This is a genomic window from Bifidobacterium asteroides, from assembly GCF_009683175.1.
Taxonomy (GTDB): Bacteria; Actinomycetota; Actinomycetes; order Actinomycetales; family Bifidobacteriaceae; genus Bombiscardovia; species Bombiscardovia asteroides_H.
Genome location: NZ_WKKW01000001.1, coordinates 954359 through 973652, shown reverse-complemented (window position 1 = coordinate 973652; position 19294 = coordinate 954359). Strand labels below are relative to the sequence as shown.

Genomic DNA, 19294 nt, shown 5'->3' with positions numbered 1-19294 from the left:
AGCTATAAGTAGCACAAACACGCTCTTGAGTTCTCAAACCACCACCACACCAACAGCTCCAAGCCCTCCGAAGAGTTCTCATCACTGCCGGGCAGCAAGATGTAAACTTACACGAAGTTGGGTTATCCCGCAAATCGGCATAGAAGAATATCGAAGGAACCCAATGATTCCGGGGATTCTACGGCGTGTCGATTTTCATCGACATAGTCCCCGTTTCATCGACCTTCGTCAATCCAGGAACCCCGCGCACTCTTCAGCGAGGCTCAAACCAATATCTTCAATGACTCATATTAGTAGATTTCGTCGTGTGCAGCATGTATTTACACCAAGCGAATGGGCCCGAGCGGCAAGGCAGCCTTTGCTTATCAATAGAGCGCTACAGGCAGAGGGATTTAACCGTCGCCGCGAACCGTTCTGGCTCATCCCACTGCGGACAGTGTCCAGAACAATCAAAGCGGATGAACCGATGTGGGCTCTTCAACCTATCTGCAAACCGCTCAACCAGGATACCTGGCAGATGACGGTCGTACCTGCCGCTGATGAAATATACCGGCGCCCCAAAAGAAGTCTGCCCGCTGAAATCGACCTGCTCCAGCTCTGCATTCAAGCGAGCGCGGGATTGAGCCACCCCTTTGGCATGGTTGAGCAGACGCGACCAGTTGTAGTAGGGCGAGCGTAGATAGGTCATGATCCGTTTCCAGGATCTGAACAGCATGGCAACCCCGCCACGAGACAGCAGCTCATTGATCAGCAGCACCATATCAGCAGTGCCACTCTCCCTGCTGACGATCGAAGCAAGCCGAGGACCCAGATTCTTTTGCGCCCAATGTCGTCTTAGCTGAAGGGCGGCGCGCATGCTGACAACCTGTCCAAGGCCGATGTAGCAGCGGACAAGCGACGGATAGCGCTTCACCATCTCCAAACCTAGGACGCTGCCCCAGGAATGACCGATAAGAATCAGGGAATCCTGCCCGTAGGCTCGAAGCAGTTTTAGCACGAACTGGTGAACATCTTCGACCATCGAATCGATGGTCACCACCTCGCCAGGGGCAAAGGGATGGTAGGACAGCCCGCTGCCCCGCTGGTCCAGGTTGATGAAGCGGAAATCGCGCTCCAAGGCCGCGTTGTAGCGCATGGTCAGCGGAATGCAGGCATCGCCTGGACCCCCATGCAGATAGAGCACTATGGGAGCACCCGGCGATGCTGGGTTCATGGAGAAGATCATGCGGGCACCGTTGATATGCACGGCGTAGAGCCGAGAATGTGTGGACACCTTTGACGACCCTTCTGAACGGGATGACATCTGATTATTCTCATCCCCACTGCTCATAGCCTACCGACGCCATGGCCGCTTGTCATGCACAGCGCATGAAATTCGATTCGAGGGCAGATAACCGAGGAACAGAGCGGCGATGACACTCCGCGCGATATGGCCGTTTAAGGAAACGGCTAGGCATTAGTGCCTAGACTCTGAATGCCCAGCCGTACCCGGTCAGATGGCTTTGTCTGACTTCTGTGCCTGGCGCTTCTGCATCCTGGCAGTCCGTTTGGCCTCTTTGCGGGCAATCACTGTTTTGCTGTGCCTGCGGAAAGTGAACCAGGCCAACAGCAGGATAATGACTGCGACAGCTACATTAAGGCTGTACCGGACCACGTTCATGACGTTGAAGTAGCGGAATCGACTTCCTGGCATAGCCCCATTCATGGCTTTGGAGTTGGCCACGGCATAGAGCATGTGGTGAGCTGCCTGGCGCGCGTACTGGTAGGTGGCAGGATCCTTGAAGTCCAACTTCTCACCAGTCGGATCCTTATCCACATTCAGTAGCTTTGCATCCGCACCGGCCTCAATCATCTGATAAGGACTCATAAACACACCGGTGTTGGCATTGTCCGTGATAACCAATCCGTTGAAGCCCCACTCTTGACGCAGAAGCTTGGTCATCAACTGGTAGGATCCACCGGTCCAGGTTGCTCCGATGCGGTTAAAGGAGCTCATGACCCCCATAGCCGCGGGAACTTTGGCAACAGCCGGCTTATATGAACCATCAGGCAGTTTTTTCATATACTTCATGGGGAGTTCCGGTGCTTTGATGCAGGCTTCGAATGGCGACAGGTAAATCTGCCGGATGGACTGCTCGTTGGCCCAAGTGGCCACGCTGAAGTTGCCTGGCCGGTCCCCGCGATGATCCTCCTGATCATTGAGCGCAAAGTGCTTGATATAGGAGTAGACGCCCTTGGATGCGGCTCCGCTAACTTCCGCTGAAGCGGTACTACCTGACAGGAATGGATCCTCTGAATAGTACTCGCCGTTACGGCCGCTGAAAGGTGTACGGTGGATGTCCATTGATGGGGCATACCATCCACTGGCACCACCCAGCAGGGCCTCGTTGCCGATCATTTTGCCGAACTGCTCAGCCAAATCATGATTGAAGGACTGGGCCAGCATCATTACATTGGGGAAGGTCTTGCCGGTCCCGCCATAGAATAAGCCGTTGGCGGCATCAGCATCCATGGTATAAGGCTTTCCGACTGACTTAATGAAGTCCAAACCGTAGCCAGCGTCAATAGTGACTTTCCAATAGTCATCCTCAGTCATCTGATCAAGCAAGGAATCCCACTCCTTGCTCTCATATGGAAGGCCGCGCATCTCAATCAGACTGCGCTTGTTGTCCTTGCCGAAAACCGGACGGGTGTGTATGGACCGTCGTGCAACTGGTGTGCCTGAGTCATGACCATCTAGCTTGGCGATCAAACTATCATCAGCGGTCTTCTTCCACGTGTAAGCCTTGGGATGACCGTCTTTCTCACCGTTAATCTCACCGCCCCAAGTGCTGATCTGGTCGGACGGAACGCCATCATGCTTAGGGAAAGTTCCTGTCCAATCGGCACGGCTCAGATAAGTGGTGTCAGCCCGGGCAAAATCGAATAGATTCGTGATTTTTTTACCCGTCTTGGCATCTTTGGAGAAGGTCGTGACATCCACCTGAGCGTTGGTCGGAGTATACGAGGCAACTAGCGAAGGATTGCCGGGAGCTGTCATGCCATTATTAATGGTGCGGCCTTTCTGGGCCAGGATGTTGTTAACTGCATCATGAGCATCATGGGCCGCAGTGAAGCGGTATTCGCCTGCGTCAAATATAAAAGTCTTCGCCGTTTTAGCATCATAAGCTTTAAGTTGGCTTCGGTCGAAAGTGACCTTAACGCTTGTATGGGCTCCAGGCTGCAGCTGCGGGGTCTTTGCATATCCGACAAGGTCGACTGCAGACTTTTCCACGCCGTTGGCTTTGTCATATTCGGTATAGGGACTCTGTGCATAAAGTTCTACCACGTCACGTCCTGGACGATTACCGGTATTCTCGACCACCAGAGAAGCCACGAACCGATCACCCTCCTGGTTGATGTGAAAGTCTCGCCAGTCAAAGGTGGTGTAGCTCAGACCGTAACCAAAGGGATAGATGACTTCGCGAGCATGGTCGAAGTCACCGGCATTCCCTTGACCGAGGACCTTGTCCTCATAACGTGTTTCATAGTAGCGGTAGCCAACGTAAATGCCTTCCGCATAGGTCAGATAGTTGTACTTCGTAGGCTTGCCCTGCTTGTTGTAATACTGGTAATCTCCGAAATTGTGCGCAGCAGGGGAGTCGAGCGCATGCCGTGCGAAAGTGTCGACCGTTCTGCCTGATGGATTCAGTCGGCCAGAAAGAACGCCTGCCAGTTGGCGGGTGATGTTCTCTGAGTAGACTACCGATCTGATGTGAGGGAACTGATCCAGCCAGCCTAGGTCTAGGGCTGCATTGGACTTGATGACTAGGACGACATTGTCAAAATTCTGGTTCAGATAGTTTAGAACAGAAAGCTCGTTGGAATCTGGCTCTAGATACGTCTTTCGCTTGTCCTGGTCCGAGCTTGCATGGTTATACATCGAGCGAGGCATATCACGGCCTTCGCCGGCTACACGGCTCAGTAAATAGACCGGAACTGTGCCCTTAACTGAATCCAGCAATCCAGGCTCACGCTTGAGGACATCAATAGAAGCCTCGTTGATGCGGAAGTCTTCACCATCGCCAAAGTTGACGGATCCCGCAGCCAATCCGTATTTCTTGCCTGCACCTTTGCTATAAAACTGCCAAAGTTTGTCATTGACCCTGAACCCTTCCTGCTCAAGTACATCTTTGGCAGTAACACCCTTAGACTTAGTCAGCATGTTGGCACCGTCTGCCTTCACACTATTGGCGCTGAAAAGACTCAAATGGGCACCTGACTTGAGGGGCAGGGCCTCGTCCTGATTTTTCAGCAGAATTGTACCTTGTTCAGCGATATTCGAAGCCAGCCTGTTTTCGGCAGCTTTGATGGTATCGACATTGTAATCGGCTTTGTAATAATTCAGGTCGAGATTTTTATCCTTGATTTGGGAATTATCGATACTCTGCCTGTTGTAGTTCATAATGTTTGACAGAATCTTGTTGGTTTTTAGCTGGGGGTTTGCAAGCATTAAACCAACAATGAGTGCCACAGCGAATATAATGGAGACAATCGTTTTGATTATCCTCACTATTCTTGCCTTCTTCATTGAATTCCTTTCTCTGGCATTGACGCGGTAATCCCTGCATCACCTCCGAGAACCGGGTATTCCGATCGCCAATTCAAATGAATGATAAAAAACTACAGAATCCGATGGTCCATAAAATGACTGAATTGTTCTTTCTCCCACTTAAATTGTCGGAATTGCTTTGTCTACGCCGCAAAAAGCACAGCGAATATTCATGATTGCCGTTCAGCTTTTCAACCATTTATGCCAGGAAAATGACAATTTATGGAGTTCTTCCTTGGCGCCACTGGTTTTCACTGAATAATGAACAGCGGAATGCGGCAAAACAATTGATGCGAAATCATCGTTGCCGCAACCGGAATACGTCTGACGATATTCATATCCAAACAGAGCAAGATTGAAATTGCGGCGTACCGGCGGAAGTTGTTTGGAGAAGGAACACTATGGAAGTCAAGGATCTGACAGTTCTGGAACGGGCATCGCTGCTCTCCGGAAAATCCACCTGGGCAACCCGTGCCTTGAAGAGGGCGGGCATCCCGAGCATGGTCCTAAGCGACGGCCCGCACGGCCTGCGCCGCCAGACCGGATCAGGGGACAACCTGGGTATGGGCAAGTCCAAGCCCGCCACCTGCTTCCCCACAGCGGGCACCGTGGCCTGCTCATGGGACCCGGAACTGGCCAAGACCATGGGCCAGGCGCTGGGTAGCGAGGCCAGAAGCCTGGGCGTCAACATGGTTCTGGGTCCGGGCATGAACATCAAGCGCAACCCACTGTGCGGCAGAAACTTTGAATACTATTCCGAAGACCCCCAGGTGGCCGGTCGTATGGCTGCAGGCCTGATCGAAGGCATCCAGTCCCAGGGCGTGGCCGCCACCCCCAAACACTTCGCCATGAACAACCAGGAGCTGCGGCGCCAGGCATCCGATTCCGTGGTGGACGAGCGCACCATGCGCGAGCTCTATCTGACCGGATTCGAGATCGCCGTGCGCCAGGCCCATCCCTGGGCCATCATGACCTCATACAACATGGTCAACGGCACCTATGCCAACGAGAATGCCCACCTGCTCAAGGACATCCTGCGCAAGGAGTGGGGCTTCGACGGAATGGTGGTCTCGGATTGGGGTGGCTCCAACAGTGCGGTCGCCGCAGCCGCCAATGGCTCCTCCCTGGAGATGCCCCAGGCAGGGTATGACTCCGTGCGACAGGTTGCCAAGGCCGTGCAGGAGGGTCGCCTGGACGAAGCCGACCTGAACGCACGGGCCGAAGAGGTGGCGCGGCTGGCCAAACTGACCTACCACTCTGGCATGGATCCTGATGGGAACCTGACCGCGGACCAGATACGGGACCATCATCAGGTGGCACGGAGCATCGCCGAGGGATCCGCTGTCCTCCTGGTCAATCGGGAGGGACGTCTGCCACTGGCCGCCGGCACCCGGGTCGCCCTGGTCGGGGATATGGCCGAAACCCCACGGTTCCAGGGGTCCGGGTCCTCAAAGGTCAACGCAGCCAAGCAGGAGAGCATGCTGGACCTGCTCAGGCAGGGCAACGGCGACGGCCTGGAGCTGGCCTCCTACAGCCAGGGTTACGAACGCCATGGCGAGAAGAACCAGTCTTTGATCGACCAGGCCGTGGCTGCGGCTGGGCAGGCAGACGTGATTGTCGCCTGCGTGGGCCTGGATGAACGCAGCGAATCCGAGGGCCTGGATCGCTCCCACATGGACATTCCCAGCAACCAGGTCGACCTGATAAAAGCCCTTGGCGCGACAGACAAGCCCCTGGTGGTCGTCCTGGTGGCGGGCTCCCCCGTCACCACCGATTGGATTGACCAGTGCGATGCCGTCCTCTACATAGGGCTGTCCGGGCAGGCTGGAGCCTCAGCCACCCTGGACATCCTGACCGGCCGGGTCAACCCCTCCGGCCACCTGGCGGAAACCTGGCCCAAGTCCTATGCCGACTGCCCCAGCGCCGATTGGTACCCCGACCCCGCACACGAATCCATCTACCGGGAGGGCCCCTTCGTCGGCTACCGCTACTACCTGACTGCCGACGTGGAGGAACGCTTCCCCTTCGGCTACGGCCTGTCTTATGCACACTTCACCTACGCCAATCTGTCCGTGGACGACAAGGGAGCCACCTTCACCCTGACCAACGATTCGGACAGACAGGGGGCCACCGTTCCCCAGCTCTACGTCCAGGCGCCCAAGGGTGGCGTTCTCAGGCCGCTCCGCGAACTGAAGGGCTTCAAGAAGGTCAGTCTGGAGGCCGGCCAGTCAACCCAGGTCCGTATCGACTTCGACCAGATGACCTTCCGGCACTTCGATACGGCCAGCAATTCCTGGCAGGTTGAGTCCGGCGACTGGACCATCATGATCGGTTCCGACGCCCGCAAGATGGAGCTGAGTGGACGTCTGTCCGTCCAGGGCACCGTCGACCCGCAGAGTCCCGACCCTGCTCTGGGTGCCTACCTGACCGGCCGGGTCAAGGAGGTCGACGATGCCGCTGTGACAGAGCTCTTCGGCCACCCGGTGGTCCGACAGGGCGCCGTCAGCACCTTCGGTGTCAACGATCCGCTCTCATCCTGGAAGGACTCCAGAAGCGCCCTGGCCAGGTTCGTGGCCAACTTCCTGGCAAAGAGCGAGAGCCGCCACGAGACCAAGACCGGCAACCCCGACCTGAACACCCTCTTCCTGCTCAACATGCCCCCCCGGGCCATGGCCAAGATGACCAACGGACTGATTGACACGGCCATGGTCGAGGCCATCGTGCGCATCCCCAATGGCCACCTATGGCGGGGACTGGGCGGATTCATCGCCGGATTCTTCAGAAACATGTCCGCCAACCGCAGAACCGGAAAGGAGCTCAATCATGAGTGATCAGCACAGCCAGCAGGCCGAACAGCCGGCCCAGGGGAAGGCGACGACGGCCTCACAGTGGGCGATTGTCCGCTGGTGGCGGCGGTTCAGCGACCGGCACACCACTCTGGCCCAGTTCATCGTCTTCTTCATCCTGTCCAACGGGGTCACCGTCCTGCAGCTGGTGCTCATGCCCGTGCTCAAGGCCATCTTCAACGGCACCTCCCTGGTGGGCACCAACTTCCAAGTCTGGCGCATGGGAACCGTCGGCGGCAAGCCCTACTACCTGTTCGACTACGCGGCCGGATCAATCGGCCACGGCGGCGGGGGCGGCTTGGCCTACTTCCTCGCGGTGGAGATCACCCTGCTGATCGCCCAGGTCATCAACTTCTTCCTCCAGCGCAACATCACCTTCAAATCCAACTCCTCGGTCTGGAAGGCGGCCTTCTGGTACCTGGTGGCCTATGTGATCATCACCATCATCGCGGCGGCGCTGCAGGGCTGGTACAAGGACCCCATCTACGGCTTCTTCCAGCACACCCTGAACTGGGGCGGCCTGGGGACCACCATTGCTGATCTGGTCACCATGATCATCAACTCGGCCATCTCCTTCTGGGTCTTCTTCCCCATCTTCAAGGTCATCTTCCGTCAGGAGCCCACCGAATCCGAGGCGAGCGCCCAGTAAAATTCCGGCCCCACTCCCCCGGCCGTCAATGAACCGGCATGCATCGGCGGCCAGAGGGGTGGGGCCTTTCCCTCAAACCCATCATGTACAGTGGTCGCAACGGCCGCCGGCGGGATTACGGCAACCCCGCCGACATACCCGCCGACCCATTCTTTTGCGAAGTGATCGTTCATGACAGCTGACCGCCCGGCCTCCACGAGCCCGCTCGTTCTCACTTTCATCGTCCCTGCCTATAACATGGCCCAGCATCTGCCGACCTGCCTGGATTCGCTTCTGAGCCGGGAGGGGGACGATCTGGAGGTCATCGTGGTCGATGACGGTTCCACCGATGACACAGCGCAGGTGGTGCGGTCATACCGGGAACGCCACCCGCACACTCTCCGTCTGATCAGCCAGACCAACAAGGGCCACGGCGGCGCAGTCAACACGGGTCTGGCAGCTGCCAGGGGCCGCTATGTCAAGGTGGTCGATGCCGACGACTGGGTGGACCCGACTTCCCTGGGCCTGGTTCTAGATCAGCTGCGCGACCAGTCGCGACGTACGAATCCGGTGGACATGGTGGTCACCAACTACGTCTACGAGAAGGAAGGCCGCAAGCATAAGCGGGTCATCAACTTCCGCAGCGTCATGGATCCGGGGCGGGTGCTGGGCTGGAACCACCTGCGACGGTTCGGACTGGCCCAGTACATGATCATGCACGCCCTGATCCTGCGCACCGAGGTGCTCCGACAGGCCCACACCCGCCTGCCCGAACACACCTACTACGTGGACTTCATCTACTCCTATCAGCCCCTGCCCTGGGTACACACCCTGCTCTACCTGGACACGAATTTCTACCGCTATCACACCGGTCGACAGGGCCAGTCGGTGCAGACCTCGATCATGATCGCCCGTGTTTCACAACTGCTGCTGGTCAACGGGCTCATGGCGGATTCAACTCCTGACCCGGGGACGGTTCCCCGTGGACTCTATCGTTATATGATCCACTATTTGTCCATCAACTGCGTAGTGACCTCGGTCTTCCTGATCCTCTCTCGCAAACCCAGCAACTACCGGAACAAGGACATGCTCTGGCGAAGGCTGGAGCACCGCTCCCCCGTCATCGCCTCCGACGTGCGCTCCACCCTGCTCTGTCGGATAATCAACATGCCGGGCCGGCCGGGCCGCCTGGCCATCCGTCTGGGCTATAAGGTCGCCGATGCCGCCATGGGCTTCAACTGATCGCCCTCCCTCGGCAGGAGCACACAGAGGCTGAACCAGTGATGCTCGGTACGTAGGGTTATCTCGCCCTGGTAGCGATGGGCTATGTGCCGGATGGACTTGACCCCGTATCCATGCAGGCCACCGTCGGTCCTGGTCTTGGTGGTGGCCAATTCGCCGTTGCCCTTCCAATTCAGAGGCGAGGCGAAATAATTTTCAATGCGAATCACCACGAATTGTCCCCGGGCGTACAGGGCCACCTTGATTAGACGGCGGTCGGGTTCCTTGACCTTCCTCAAAGCCTCAATGGCATTGTCCAAGGCGTTGCCGAAGAGGGTGGAGACATCCATGGGCGCCATCCCCTCCAAGAGCGAACCGTCAGCCACCATGGTCAGGGTGATCCCCTCTTCGGAACAAATGCGCTCCTTGGTCGACATGACCACGTCAAGGATGGGATTGCCGGTGTGCTGCTGCGCTCCATACCGTCCGACCGCAGCCTCCAGCTCCTCGAAGTCCTGGGACTTGCGCTCAGGGTCCATCTGCGAGCGCAGGGCCGCAATCTGATGCTTGAGGTCGTGGGCAAGCCTTCCCATGGCCTCCAGATTCTCCTTGGAGCGCATGTACTCCCGATGCTGGCTGTAAGCCCGGGCGTTGATGGAGGCCAGCTCGGCGCTGGTATGGCTCTCCCGCAGCTGCTCCTGCTGGGCATAGAGCATTGCGAACCCGCACAGGTCCACCAGGGTGCGGATGTAGAAGATCTCCAGACCGACCCGACCGGAGAATGGGGTGTTCGTGGAGACGAAGCTCAGGTTGGACATGGCGAAGGTGACCACCGCAATGACCGCAGCCATGAAGACGCTGCGTCCAGGCACGGAGGGCTGGGCGTCGGCGAAGTTGCGCCGCTCCGCCACCCAGGCCAACAGCCCGACACCGCCATAGATCAGGACCAGCAGGATCAGGGAGGCCGGGTCGTACAGGCCGTGGCCGGCAGGCCGCATGAAGGAGTCCAACTGCCAGTGCAGGGAGGCAACCAGTTCAGCCAGGACGAAGGCACGGGCCAGCAGATAGGCCCCATCCAACGCCCCCAACCCTGAAGCCAGCATGATGATGGCGTACATGCAGGCCACGGCCAGACACATACTGATGATCCAGAAGGCGATAGGCAGGGTGCCGGCCCAGTATTGGACCACAACCAGCACGGCCAGACCAGGCAGAAGGACTGCCGCCATCCGCAGGCGGGAGGTCCTCGAACCGATGGCCAACAGGTAGACCAGGCAACCCAGCCATTCGCTGATGGCCGTATAGAGCCGGGGGATGTCGGGCAGGGCGTTGAGGATGTGGGTGGTGGTCATGGCCGACCTGCCACGTAGGCGGTAAGAGCCGTCATAAAAGACTTCTTACGGGGTCGACTGACCCGCAGCCGCTGACCGGTGGACATAATGCAGTCCTGGTCCTCCATGCCTGTCACGTGGGCAAGATTGACCAGGTAACAGGAGTTGGAGCGGAAGAATCCCCGCTGGTCCAACTGGCCCTCCAGACTCTTCAGCGTGCTGTTCGTGGTCAGCGAGGAGTCCAAGGTGTGGATGACGCTGCTGTGGCGGACGGACTCGATGAAGACGATGTCCTTGAGGGGAATCCGGGTGAATCGTGCACCCTCGGTAATCAGGATGGACAGGTCCACGCGGCCACGCACCTGGGCGATGGACCGGTCCAGCTCCTGGGAGAAGGCGAACCAGGGCAGGGGCTTGAGCAGGTAGGAGAGTGCACCAACCTCATAGCCGTTGATGGCGTACTGGGGGGCGGAAGTGATGAAGACGATGACCACCGACTCATCACGAGCGCGCACCCTGCGGGCCACCTCGATTCCGTCCATGGGGGTCATCTGAATGTCCAGAAGAAGGATGTCATACACGGGTCGATAGCCGTCTGCAAAGGCCTTGCCATCGGTGAAGACGCTGACCGACAGTTCTTCATGACGTTCCTTGCGGTAGCGGCTCAGGTAATTGACCATAGTCCGGCAGCTGATGGAATCATCATCCACCACTGCGATTCTGATCATCCTGGCGCACACTCCTTACCCCGGCGGCCGAGGACCCATGGCCGCCGTTATCACCGTTCTTCCATGATATCGGAGATGTCCGCATGGCAGACCTCGCTTGTCTGAAGCCGAACTCGGGCAAACATGGTGCGAATCAATTCTCACTTGTGGACGGGCACGGTTAGAGTCGAAACATGTCTACCTTCGCACCCTCTTCGTCCTGGAAACCCTCCACCTGGCTGGCCCGCCTGATGCTGCTGATGGCCGCGGCCGCCTGGGGAGCCGGATACACCTTCGAAAAGGTTGCCATGGAGACCCTGACCGTGCGCTGGTTGATGGGCATTCGGATCCTGTGCGCCATCGTCATCATGACGCCCTTTTTGCTTCCACGGTTGCGCAGGACCGGGGCCATACACACCCTGGTGCCGGGGCTGATTCTGGGAGTCAGCTACTGGGCGGCCTTCAGCCTGCAGATGATGGGACTGACCACCATCGCTCCGGGCCGCAACTCCTTCCTGACGGCCACCTACTGCATCTTTGTGCCCTTCCTGGTCTGGATCATGGCCCGTCGACGGCCGGCCCTACGCCACTTCGTCGCGGCTGCCATCTGCATCCTGGGCGTGGCTCTGATCTCGCTGCCTGCCCAGGGCGGGGGACAGGGGCTGGCCTTGAGCACCGGTGACCTGCTGACCCTGGCCGGCGCGCTACTCTATGGAGTCAACCTGGTGATCACCGGTTTCCTGACCAAGAAGTTCGATGCCCCCACGCTGACCTACCTGGAGCTGCTCTTCGGCGGCATCCTCTTCCTGATCTGCGCGCTGATCTTCGATCCCTTTCCCACTGTGGCCGACTTCACGCCCTCGACCCTGGGCTCCATGATTTATCTGACGCTGATCTCGACCCTGATGGCCCAGAACTTCCAGAACATCGCCTTTTCCAGGGTCCCCGCCGCCCAGGGTTCGCTGATCCTGTGCTCGGAGAGCCTGTTCGGCATGCTGGTCTCGGTCCTGGTCCTGCACGAGGAGCTGACGGCCACCCATCTGCTGGGCTTCGCCATCATCTTCGCCGCCATCATCCTGTCCGAGGTCAGGCTTCACCCCCGCCGGTCGTCGGGGGATTCCTCCGCACCTGTGTCCTCCTCCCGGTAGGCTGTCCCGGGCAAGAGGTCGTAGGGCATCTGCCGCTTGATCAGATAGAAGATCAGCAGGAGCAGGGCCAGGATGCGCGTTGCAATCTGAACGTTGCCGGTCCAGGGGCCGAAAACGGCCAGGATGATTGCGGTCCGGAACAGATAGAAGAGGAAGCGGGACCAGCCATGCCGTTGCTTGGTCTCGATAGTCATGTGGGTGAAGGTGGCACCCAGCGTCCGTCCCCGGCGGGGCAGGGGGATAAGCAATTCGAAGATCAGCAGCATAGCCAGATCCACCACAGTCCCGAACACATCCAGAGCGGATGGGGCGATCAGCAGCCCGCCAAAGCGGTAGTGGCCGTCCAGCTGATAGGTGCCCAGGCGATGGACCGCATAGGTCATGCCCATCCCCAGGGACATGGACAGGATAGTGGCCAGAAGCAGATCCAGAGCCAGGGAGACGGCACGGTGTATGAACCCGGGGTTGGTGACCAGCTGGGCGGCGTCAGCCTGACGGGTGGGAACGAGTTTGTTGGCTGCCAGGGCCACCAGGTAGCCGATTATGGCGCCCGAGGTATTCCAGATCAGGTCGTCCACGTCGAAGAGGCGGTAGGCGCAGCCCACGATGCCGAAGACCCCGGTAAGCTGGGCCGTCTCGATGAAGAGGGAGACCAGGATGGCGACCGGCAAAGCCAGGATGAAGCGCCAACGGAAGACCCGCCCCATGATGAAGCCCAGGGGCAGGAAGAAGGCCACATTGAGCAGGATCTGCAGCACGGCCATCCGCCCGCCCGTGCTCAGGTCGGTCAGGAACTGCAGGGGGTTGAGCTGGGGGGTCAGATGATGGGTGGCGCAGAAGGCGGCCCGGTCGTCGGGCATGGGCCAGAGGGTGAAGAAGACCAAGGCCAGCAGGTACAGGACGGTCAGATAGGCCGCCATGGCTGCGGTCAGCCGGAGCCGGTGGTAGCGGTTGTAGATCAGGGCAAGAATGGGCAGGGTCAGGATCAGCGAGGCCAGGGGCCAAAAGACCAGAGATATGCCGAAGGAGCCGCTGAAGTAGTCCAAGTACGTCGAGAGCATAATCCCAGTCTAAATCGCTCCCGGCCCTATCGGCCGATTGACTGCGCCGACCAGGGGCTCAGTCGTCGCCCAAGGTCACGTGGATGCCCCCCACCAGGGAACTGACCAGGTTGTAGAGGAAGGCGAAAATGGTGACCAGAACCACTACGATGACAATCTCGAAAATGGAGAAGATGGTCACCGAACTCAGGACCGTCCCCAGGCTCAGCACCTGGCCCAGGTCGAAACCGCCCGCGTCCAGGCCCGTCTTGGAAATGACCTGGGTCAGGTTGTCGAAGAGCCCCATGGCGTTGAGCAGGAACCAGAGCAGGGCAGCGGCCACCACCTGAATGATGCCCCCGGCGATGGCCAGCAGGAAGGTGACCTTGGCCACCGACCAGGGCTCCAGCCGGGTCAGGGACAGCTGCATGCGCCGGGCCCGAGGCACGTGGGGACGCGCCGCCGAAGCCGAAGCTGCAGGCCGGACAGGACGGGATGAGGATACCTTGACCGGACCGGCAGCCGAGGCTGTGGTTCTTGCGGAACGTCCCGATGCCGTCCTGCCAGCTGCAGGAGCCGGGGGAGTGACCGACGATGACCGACGGGACTCGCCCTGTGCGGATTCATCAGTCTTGGTCTTCCCCTTTTGGGGCTTATCAGCACCCTGCTTGCCGGCCTTGACCTGCTCCCGATCATCCTGGCTCATCGGCACTCCTTGATCCTTGCTTTCAATGGCCCGCGCATACCGCCACTGGGCCTGCATGACTTCTTATGAGGCTACCAGTCTTATCAGACTGGTAGCGGACCAACTCAGTCCTCCTGGGTCAGGCTCTGGCCGTCGCCGGTTCCGGTGGTGGCAATGGGCTGATCCTTGGCTGCCAGGGGAGCGGCAGGAGCCAAGTCACTCTGACCGGCGTCCTCTTCCTGGTCATCACGCTCGGCATTGCGGGCAATGGAGAGAATCTCGTCACCCTTGTCGGGCTTGGCCAGGGTGACCCCCTGGGTGTTGCGACCGGTCCGCTTGACCTCAGCCACATCGGAGCGGATGACCTTGCCGGACTTCATGATGGCCATGATCTGGTCGTCCTCGTTCACCACCAGGGCGCCGACCAGGGATCCCCGGCCCTCCACCATGGCGATGGCCTTGACGCCGTATCCGTTGCGGCCCTGCAGGCGGTACTCACTCAACGCAGTTCGCTTGGCAAAGCCCTCGTCGGTGACCACCAGCAGGTCATCGCTGGACTCACTGGCGATCACGTCCATGCTCAGCAATTCGTCGTCGGGGCGGAACCGCATGCCCTGGACACCGGCGGTCTGCCGACCCATGGGCCGCAGGGTGGAGTCGTCGGCAGGGAAGCGCACGCTCATGCCCTTGCGGGAGACCAGGATGATTTCGTCATCGGCATTGCATAGGGCAGCACCCACCAGCTCATCGCTCTGGGGCACCTCCTGTCCCTCCTCGTTGGTGACGGTGCCCAGCTCCATCAGCCGCACGGCGATCAGACCGCCCTGGCGGGGCGAATCATACTCAGCCAGGCGGGTCTTCTTGACCCGTCCGGTCCGGGTGGCCAGAACCAGATAGTCGGCATCGTCGTAGCCGTGCAGTGAAAGCACCTGTTCAATCCGCTCGCCTTGACCCAGCTGGAGCAGATTGGCCACATGCTGTCCCTTGGAGTCGCGGGATCCCTCGGGCAGCTCATAGGCCTTGAGCCGGTACACCCGACCCTTGTTGGTGAAGAAGAGCAGCCAGTTATGGGTGCTGGTCAGGAAGAAGTGGTCCACCACGTCGTCCTCGCGCAGCCTGGCCCCGCGGATGCCCTTGCCGCCGCGGTGCTGGGCACGGTACTCGTCAGCCTTGGTCCGCTTGACGAAACCGGAATGGGTGACGGTGACCACCACCTGCTCATCGGCAATCAGGTCCTCCACGTTCATCTCGCCCGAGTAGGGAACGATCCGGGTACGCCGCTCGTCGCCGTACTTGTCGACGATCTCGTCCAACTCGTCGCCCACGATGGTGCGCTGGCGTTCGGGGTGGGCCAGGATGTCGTTGTAGTCGGCGATCTTGCGCATGAGATCCTCGTGCTCGTCCAGGATCTTCTGCCGTTCCAGAGCAGCCAGACGGCGCAGCTGCATGGCCAGGATGGCATCAGCCTGGACCTCGTCCACGTCCAGCAGCTCCATCAGGCCGGTGCGGGCCGTCTCCACGTCCTTGGAGGCTCGAATCAGTGCGATGACCTGGTCGATCATGTCCAGGGCCTTCAGATACCCCTGCAGGATATGGTCGCGATCCTCGGCCTCACGCTTCAGATAGCGGGTGCGACGCTCGACCACGTCCAGCTGGTGGTCCACCCAGTGACGGATGAAGGCATCCAGGCTCAGGGTCCTGGGGACACCATCCACCAGGGCCAGCATGTTGGCCCCGAAGGTCTGCTGAAGCTGGGTGTGCTTGTAAAGGTTGTTGAGGACCACCTTGGGCACGGCATCGCGTTTGAGTACCAGAACCAGGCGCTGGCCGGTGCGGCCCGAGGTCTCGTCGCGCATGTCGGCGATGCCCTGAATCTTGCCGTCGCGCACGGCCTCGCGGATGGAGGAGGCCAGGCGGTCGGGGTTGACCTGGTAGGGCAGCTCGGTGACCACCAGGCACATCCTTCCGCGGATTTCCTCGGTGTTGACCACGGCCCGCATGGTAATCAGGCCGCGTCCGGTCCGGTAGGCCTGCTCGATGCCCTTGTGCCCCAGAATGGTGGCGCCGGTGGGGAAGTCAGGCCCCTTGATGATGGCGATCAGGGCGTTGAGCAGCTCCTCCTTGGAGGCCTCGGGATGCTCCAGGGCCCAGTGCACGCCCTTGGATACCTCGCGCAGGTTGTGCGGAGGAATGTTGGTGGCCATGCCCACGGCGATGCCGGCTGATCCGTTGACCAGCAGGTTGGGGAAGCGGGAGGGCAGAACCGTGGGTTCCTGGGTCTTGCCGTCGTAGTTGGGGATGAAGTCGACCGTGTCCTTGTCGATGTCGCGCACCATCTCCATGGCCAGGGGGGCCATGCGGCACTCGGTGTACCTCATGGCGGCCGCCGGGTCGTCGCCGGGGGAGCCGAAGTTGCCCTGGCCGTCCACCAGCGGATAACGCATGGACCAGGACTGGGCCAGGCGCACGATGGTGTCGTAGATGGCCGCATCGCCGTGGGGGTGGTACTTGCCCATGACGTCGCCCACCACGCGCGAGCACTTGTTGTAGCCGCGGTCGGGCCGGTATCCACCGTCGTACATGGCATAGATGACCCTGCGGTGGACTGGCTTCATGCCGTCGCGGACGTCGGGCAGGGCTCGCTCTACGATCACGGACAGGGCATAGGACAGGTAGGATTCCCGCATCTCCTGCTGGAGGTCAATGGGCTGAATCCGCTCACCCTTAAGGAGGCCGTAATCGGTGTTGTCCATCTCCTGGGGGCTGAGCGGCTCTCGAGACCCGTCGGGCAGGTTGAGGCCGTCCTGATCCGGGCTGTTGTCGTTGTTGTTATCGTCTGCCAAAATCGATCCTTAGCTCAAATGGTGAAAAGGGAAGTGCGTCCGTCTCAGGCGTCGATGAAGCGGGCGTCGTGGGCGTTGCGCTGGATGAACAGACGCCGGGGTTCGACCTCGTCGCCCATGAGCATGGTGAAGGTCTCGTCGGCCTGCTCGGCGTCATCGATGCGGATCTTCTTGAGGATGCGGTGTTCCGGGTCCATGGTGGTCTCCCAGAGCTCCTGGTAGCTCATCTCGCCCAGACCCTTGTAGCGCTGGATGCCTTCGCCCTTGGGCAGCTGCCGGCCAGCGGCCTTGCCCTCGGCCAGGACCCTGTCGCGCTCGGCATCGGTGTAGACGAAGCTGTGGGGCCCCTTGGTCCACTTGAGCCGGTAGAGCGGGGGCATGGCCACGTAGACGTAGCCCGCCTCGATCATGGGTCGCATGTAGCGGAAGAAGAGGGTCAGATTCAGGGTGGCGATGTGGGCGCCGTCCACATCAGCGTCGGCCATGATGATGACCTTGTGGTAGCGCACCTTGTCGATGTTGAAGTCCTCGCCGTATCCACCGCCCACGGCCGTGATCAGGGATTCGATGGTGTCGGACTTCATCATGCGGTCCAGGCTGGCCCGCTCCGTGTTGAGGATCTTGCCGCGCAGAGGCAGGATGGCCTGGGTCATGGGGTTGCGCCCCTGGATGGCCGAGCCGCCTGCGGAGTCGCCCTCCACGATGAACAGCTCGCACTCCTCGGGGTCGCTGGACTGGCAGTCCTTGAGCTTGTCGGGCATGCCGGCGGTCTCGAAGATGGACTTGCGACGGGTGTTCTCGCGGGCCTTCTTGGCTGCGATCCGGGCCCGGGAGGCCTCCATGGCCTTCTGGATGATGGCCTTGGCCTCGCCTGGGTGGGCATCGAACCAGTCACTCAGTCTCTCGGTCATGACCCGCTGGACGAAGGTCTTGGCCTCGGAGTTGCCCAACTTGGTCTTGGTCTGGCCCTCGAACTGGGGGTTGGTCAGCTTTACGGAGACCACAGCGGTCAGCCCCTCGCGCACGTCGTCGCCAGATAGGTTATCGTCCTTGTCCTTGAGGATGTTCTTGTCCCTGGCGTAGCGGTTGATCATGCTGGTCAGAGCCGCGCGGAACCCCTCTTCGTGGGTGCCGCCCTCGGTGGTCGCGATGGTGTTGGCGAAGGTGTGGACCGACTCCGAGTAGGCGGTGGTCCACTGCATGGCCACCTCGGCGGAGATGCCCAGCTTCAGGTCCTCTGCCTCGAAGTCGATGACCTCGGCTTCCACTGGCGTGGCCTTCCTGACCTTGACCAGGTAGTCCACATAGTCCTTGATGCCGTTGGCGTACTGGTAGCTGACGGACTGGCCCTTCTGCTCCGGGGTCTGCTCCTCGCCCGCCACCTCGTCGCCGGCCTGGTCATTGGGACGCAGGTCGGTCAGGGTGATCCGCAGGCCCTTGTTGAGGAAGGCCATCTGCTGGAAACGGCTGCGCAGGGTCTCGAAGTCGTAGACCGTGGTCTCGAAGATTTTGGGATCGGCCCAGAAGGTCACCGAGGTCCCGGTGCTCTCGTCCGGCCCCATGGCCTGGTCCCTGGACAGTGGAGCGGTGGGCTTCTGGTTGCGGAAGTTCTGATGCCAGTGGTAGCCCTGACGGCGCACCTGGACGTCGATTCTGGTGGACAGGGCGTTGACCACGGAGATGCCCACGCCGTGCAGACCGCCCGAGACCGCGTAACCGCCGCCTCCGAACTTGCCGCCGGCATGCAGCTTGGTCATCACCACCTCGACGCCGCTCTTGCCCTCGCCCGGCACCTCGTCGACAGGAATGCCACGGCCGTTGTCGTCCACGCGGATGCCGTTGTCGGGCAGGATGGTGACTTCAATATGGTCGGCGTACCCGGCCAGGGCCTCGTCGACCGAGTTGTCGACGATCTCGTAGACCAGGTGATGCAGGCCCCTGGGACCCGTCGAGCCGATGTACATGCCGGGACGGACGCGGACTGCCTCCAGCCCCTCCAGCACCTTCAGATCGCTGGCGTCATAATGCTCAGGGGAGAGCGAGTCATCCAGCTGTGCGTCGTCCAGCTGATCCAGCTGATCCTGGCCCGTCATGCCGTCATCCTGAGGCTTGTCCTCCTCATGCTCCCGGCCCTCTTGCGGGGTCCGGGACGGGTCAGTGTTGAGATCTGCCACGGATAGTCCTTTCTGCACCCCCATCGTCGGCCACTGACGACAAAGCAGCTTCCGTTCGTGGTCGAGCGGGGGATCGAGTC

The 19294-nt window shown here is 60.1% G+C and carries 12 protein-coding genes; 4 read left to right on the top strand and 8 right to left on the bottom strand.

Features of this window, described 5'->3' with window-relative positions; genetic code table 11:
* Positions 1-376: 376 nt before the first annotated feature.
* Both GKC41_RS04100 and GKC41_RS04095 read right to left on the bottom strand, forming a co-directional pair.
* On the bottom strand, positions 377-1273 hold the full coding sequence (locus GKC41_RS04100; protein ID WP_195760139.1) for an alpha/beta fold hydrolase: 897 nt from the start codon (positions 1271-1273) through the stop codon (positions 377-379).
* A 219-nt stretch (positions 1274-1492) separates the two neighbouring features.
* The gene (locus tag GKC41_RS04095; protein ID WP_154313022.1) at positions 1493-4570 is read right to left on the bottom strand and encodes a glycoside hydrolase family 3 N-terminal domain-containing protein; all 3078 of its coding nucleotides are present in this window, start codon (positions 4568-4570) and stop codon (positions 1493-1495) included.
* Between the two features lie 422 nt (positions 4571-4992).
* On the opposite strand from GKC41_RS04095, the gene GKC41_RS04090 reads away from it, so the two are divergent.
* From GKC41_RS04090 to GKC41_RS04080, 3 genes are all read left to right on the top strand, one after another.
* Positions 4993-7422, top strand: a complete 2430-nt coding sequence (locus GKC41_RS04090; RefSeq protein WP_154313021.1) for a glycoside hydrolase family 3 C-terminal domain-containing protein — start codon at positions 4993-4995, stop codon at positions 7420-7422.
* Positions 7415-8086 carry a GtrA family protein gene (locus GKC41_RS04085; protein ID WP_229281580.1) on the top strand — a complete coding sequence of 224 codons (672 nt, stop codon included), beginning with the start codon at positions 7415-7417 and terminating at the stop codon, positions 8084-8086. Before GKC41_RS04090 ends, GKC41_RS04085 begins: the two co-directional genes overlap by 8 nt.
* 171 nt (positions 8087-8257) lie before the next feature.
* On the top strand, positions 8258-9307 hold the full coding sequence (locus GKC41_RS04080; RefSeq protein WP_154313020.1) for a glycosyltransferase family 2 protein: 1050 nt from the start codon (positions 8258-8260) through the stop codon (positions 9305-9307).
* Here GKC41_RS04080 and GKC41_RS04075 read toward each other — a convergent pair.
* Positions 9271-10638, bottom strand: a complete 1368-nt coding sequence (locus GKC41_RS04075) for a sensor histidine kinase (protein WP_154313019.1) — start codon at positions 10636-10638, stop codon at positions 9271-9273. The two genes, GKC41_RS04080 and GKC41_RS04075, sit on opposite strands and share 37 nt — an antisense overlap.
* The gene (locus GKC41_RS04070) at positions 10635-11345 is read right to left on the bottom strand and encodes a LytR/AlgR family response regulator transcription factor (RefSeq protein WP_154313018.1); all 711 of its coding nucleotides are present in this window, start codon (positions 11343-11345) and stop codon (positions 10635-10637) included. Before GKC41_RS04070 ends, GKC41_RS04075 begins: the two co-directional genes overlap by 4 nt.
* 173 nt (positions 11346-11518) lie before the next feature.
* Here GKC41_RS04070 and GKC41_RS04065 point away from each other — a divergent pair, with 173 nt between their 5' ends.
* The gene (locus GKC41_RS04065; RefSeq protein ID WP_154313017.1) at positions 11519-12472 is read left to right on the top strand and encodes a DMT family transporter; all 954 of its coding nucleotides are present in this window, start codon (positions 11519-11521) and stop codon (positions 12470-12472) included.
* Here the strand turns inward: GKC41_RS04065 and GKC41_RS04060 are convergent.
* From GKC41_RS04060 to gyrB, 4 genes are all read right to left on the bottom strand, one after another.
* Positions 12418-13533: a VanZ family protein gene (locus GKC41_RS04060; RefSeq protein ID WP_154313016.1), complete on the bottom strand. Its 1116-nt coding sequence runs from the start codon at positions 13531-13533 to the stop codon at positions 12418-12420. The genes GKC41_RS04065 and GKC41_RS04060 overlap by 55 nt on opposite strands.
* A 58-nt stretch (positions 13534-13591) precedes the next feature.
* Positions 13592-14218 (bottom strand): DUF3566 domain-containing protein, encoded by a 627-nt coding sequence (locus tag GKC41_RS04055; protein ID WP_154313015.1) that lies wholly within the window; start codon positions 14216-14218, stop codon positions 13592-13594.
* A 104-nt stretch (positions 14219-14322) separates the two neighbouring features.
* Positions 14323-16950, bottom strand: coding sequence for a DNA gyrase subunit A (gyrA, locus tag GKC41_RS04050; RefSeq protein WP_229281616.1), 2628 nt, complete (start codon positions 16948-16950; stop codon positions 14323-14325).
* A gap of 134 nt (positions 16951-17084) precedes the next feature.
* Positions 17085-19133 (bottom strand): DNA topoisomerase (ATP-hydrolyzing) subunit B, encoded by a 2049-nt coding sequence (gene gyrB / locus GKC41_RS04045; RefSeq protein ID WP_154313095.1) that lies wholly within the window; start codon positions 19131-19133, stop codon positions 17085-17087.
* Positions 19134-19294 lie beyond the last annotated feature (161 nt).

Excerpts from the sequence above, each read along its gene's own strand:
- GKC41_RS04090 (WP_154313021.1), top strand. The coding sequence starts at position 4,993 with ATGGAAGTCAAGGATCTGACAGTTCTGGAACGGGCATCGCTGCTCTCC.
- gyrA (WP_229281616.1), bottom strand. The coding sequence starts at position 16,950 with ATGGACAACACCGATTACGGCCTCCTTAAGGGTGAGCGGATTCAGCCC.
- gyrB (WP_154313095.1), bottom strand. The coding sequence starts at position 19,133 with ATGACGGGCCAGGATCAGCTGGATCAGCTGGACGACGCACAGCTGGAT.
- GKC41_RS04095 (WP_154313022.1), bottom strand. The coding sequence starts at position 4,570 with ATGAAGAAGGCAAGAATAGTGAGGATAATCAAAACGATTGTCTCCATT.
- GKC41_RS04070 (WP_154313018.1), bottom strand. The coding sequence starts at position 11,345 with ATGATCAGAATCGCAGTGGTGGATGATGATTCCATCAGCTGCCGGACT.
- GKC41_RS04085 (WP_229281580.1), top strand. The coding sequence starts at position 7,415 with ATGAGTGATCAGCACAGCCAGCAGGCCGAACAGCCGGCCCAGGGGAAG.
- GKC41_RS04075 (WP_154313019.1), bottom strand. The coding sequence starts at position 10,638 with ATGACCACCACCCACATCCTCAACGCCCTGCCCGACATCCCCCGGCTC.
- GKC41_RS04065 (WP_154313017.1), top strand. The coding sequence starts at position 11,519 with ATGTCTACCTTCGCACCCTCTTCGTCCTGGAAACCCTCCACCTGGCTG.
- GKC41_RS04055 (WP_154313015.1), bottom strand. The coding sequence starts at position 14,218 with ATGAGCCAGGATGATCGGGAGCAGGTCAAGGCCGGCAAGCAGGGTGCT.
- GKC41_RS04060 (WP_154313016.1), bottom strand. The coding sequence starts at position 13,533 with ATGCTCTCGACGTACTTGGACTACTTCAGCGGCTCCTTCGGCATATCT.
- GKC41_RS04080 (WP_154313020.1), top strand. The coding sequence starts at position 8,258 with ATGACAGCTGACCGCCCGGCCTCCACGAGCCCGCTCGTTCTCACTTTC.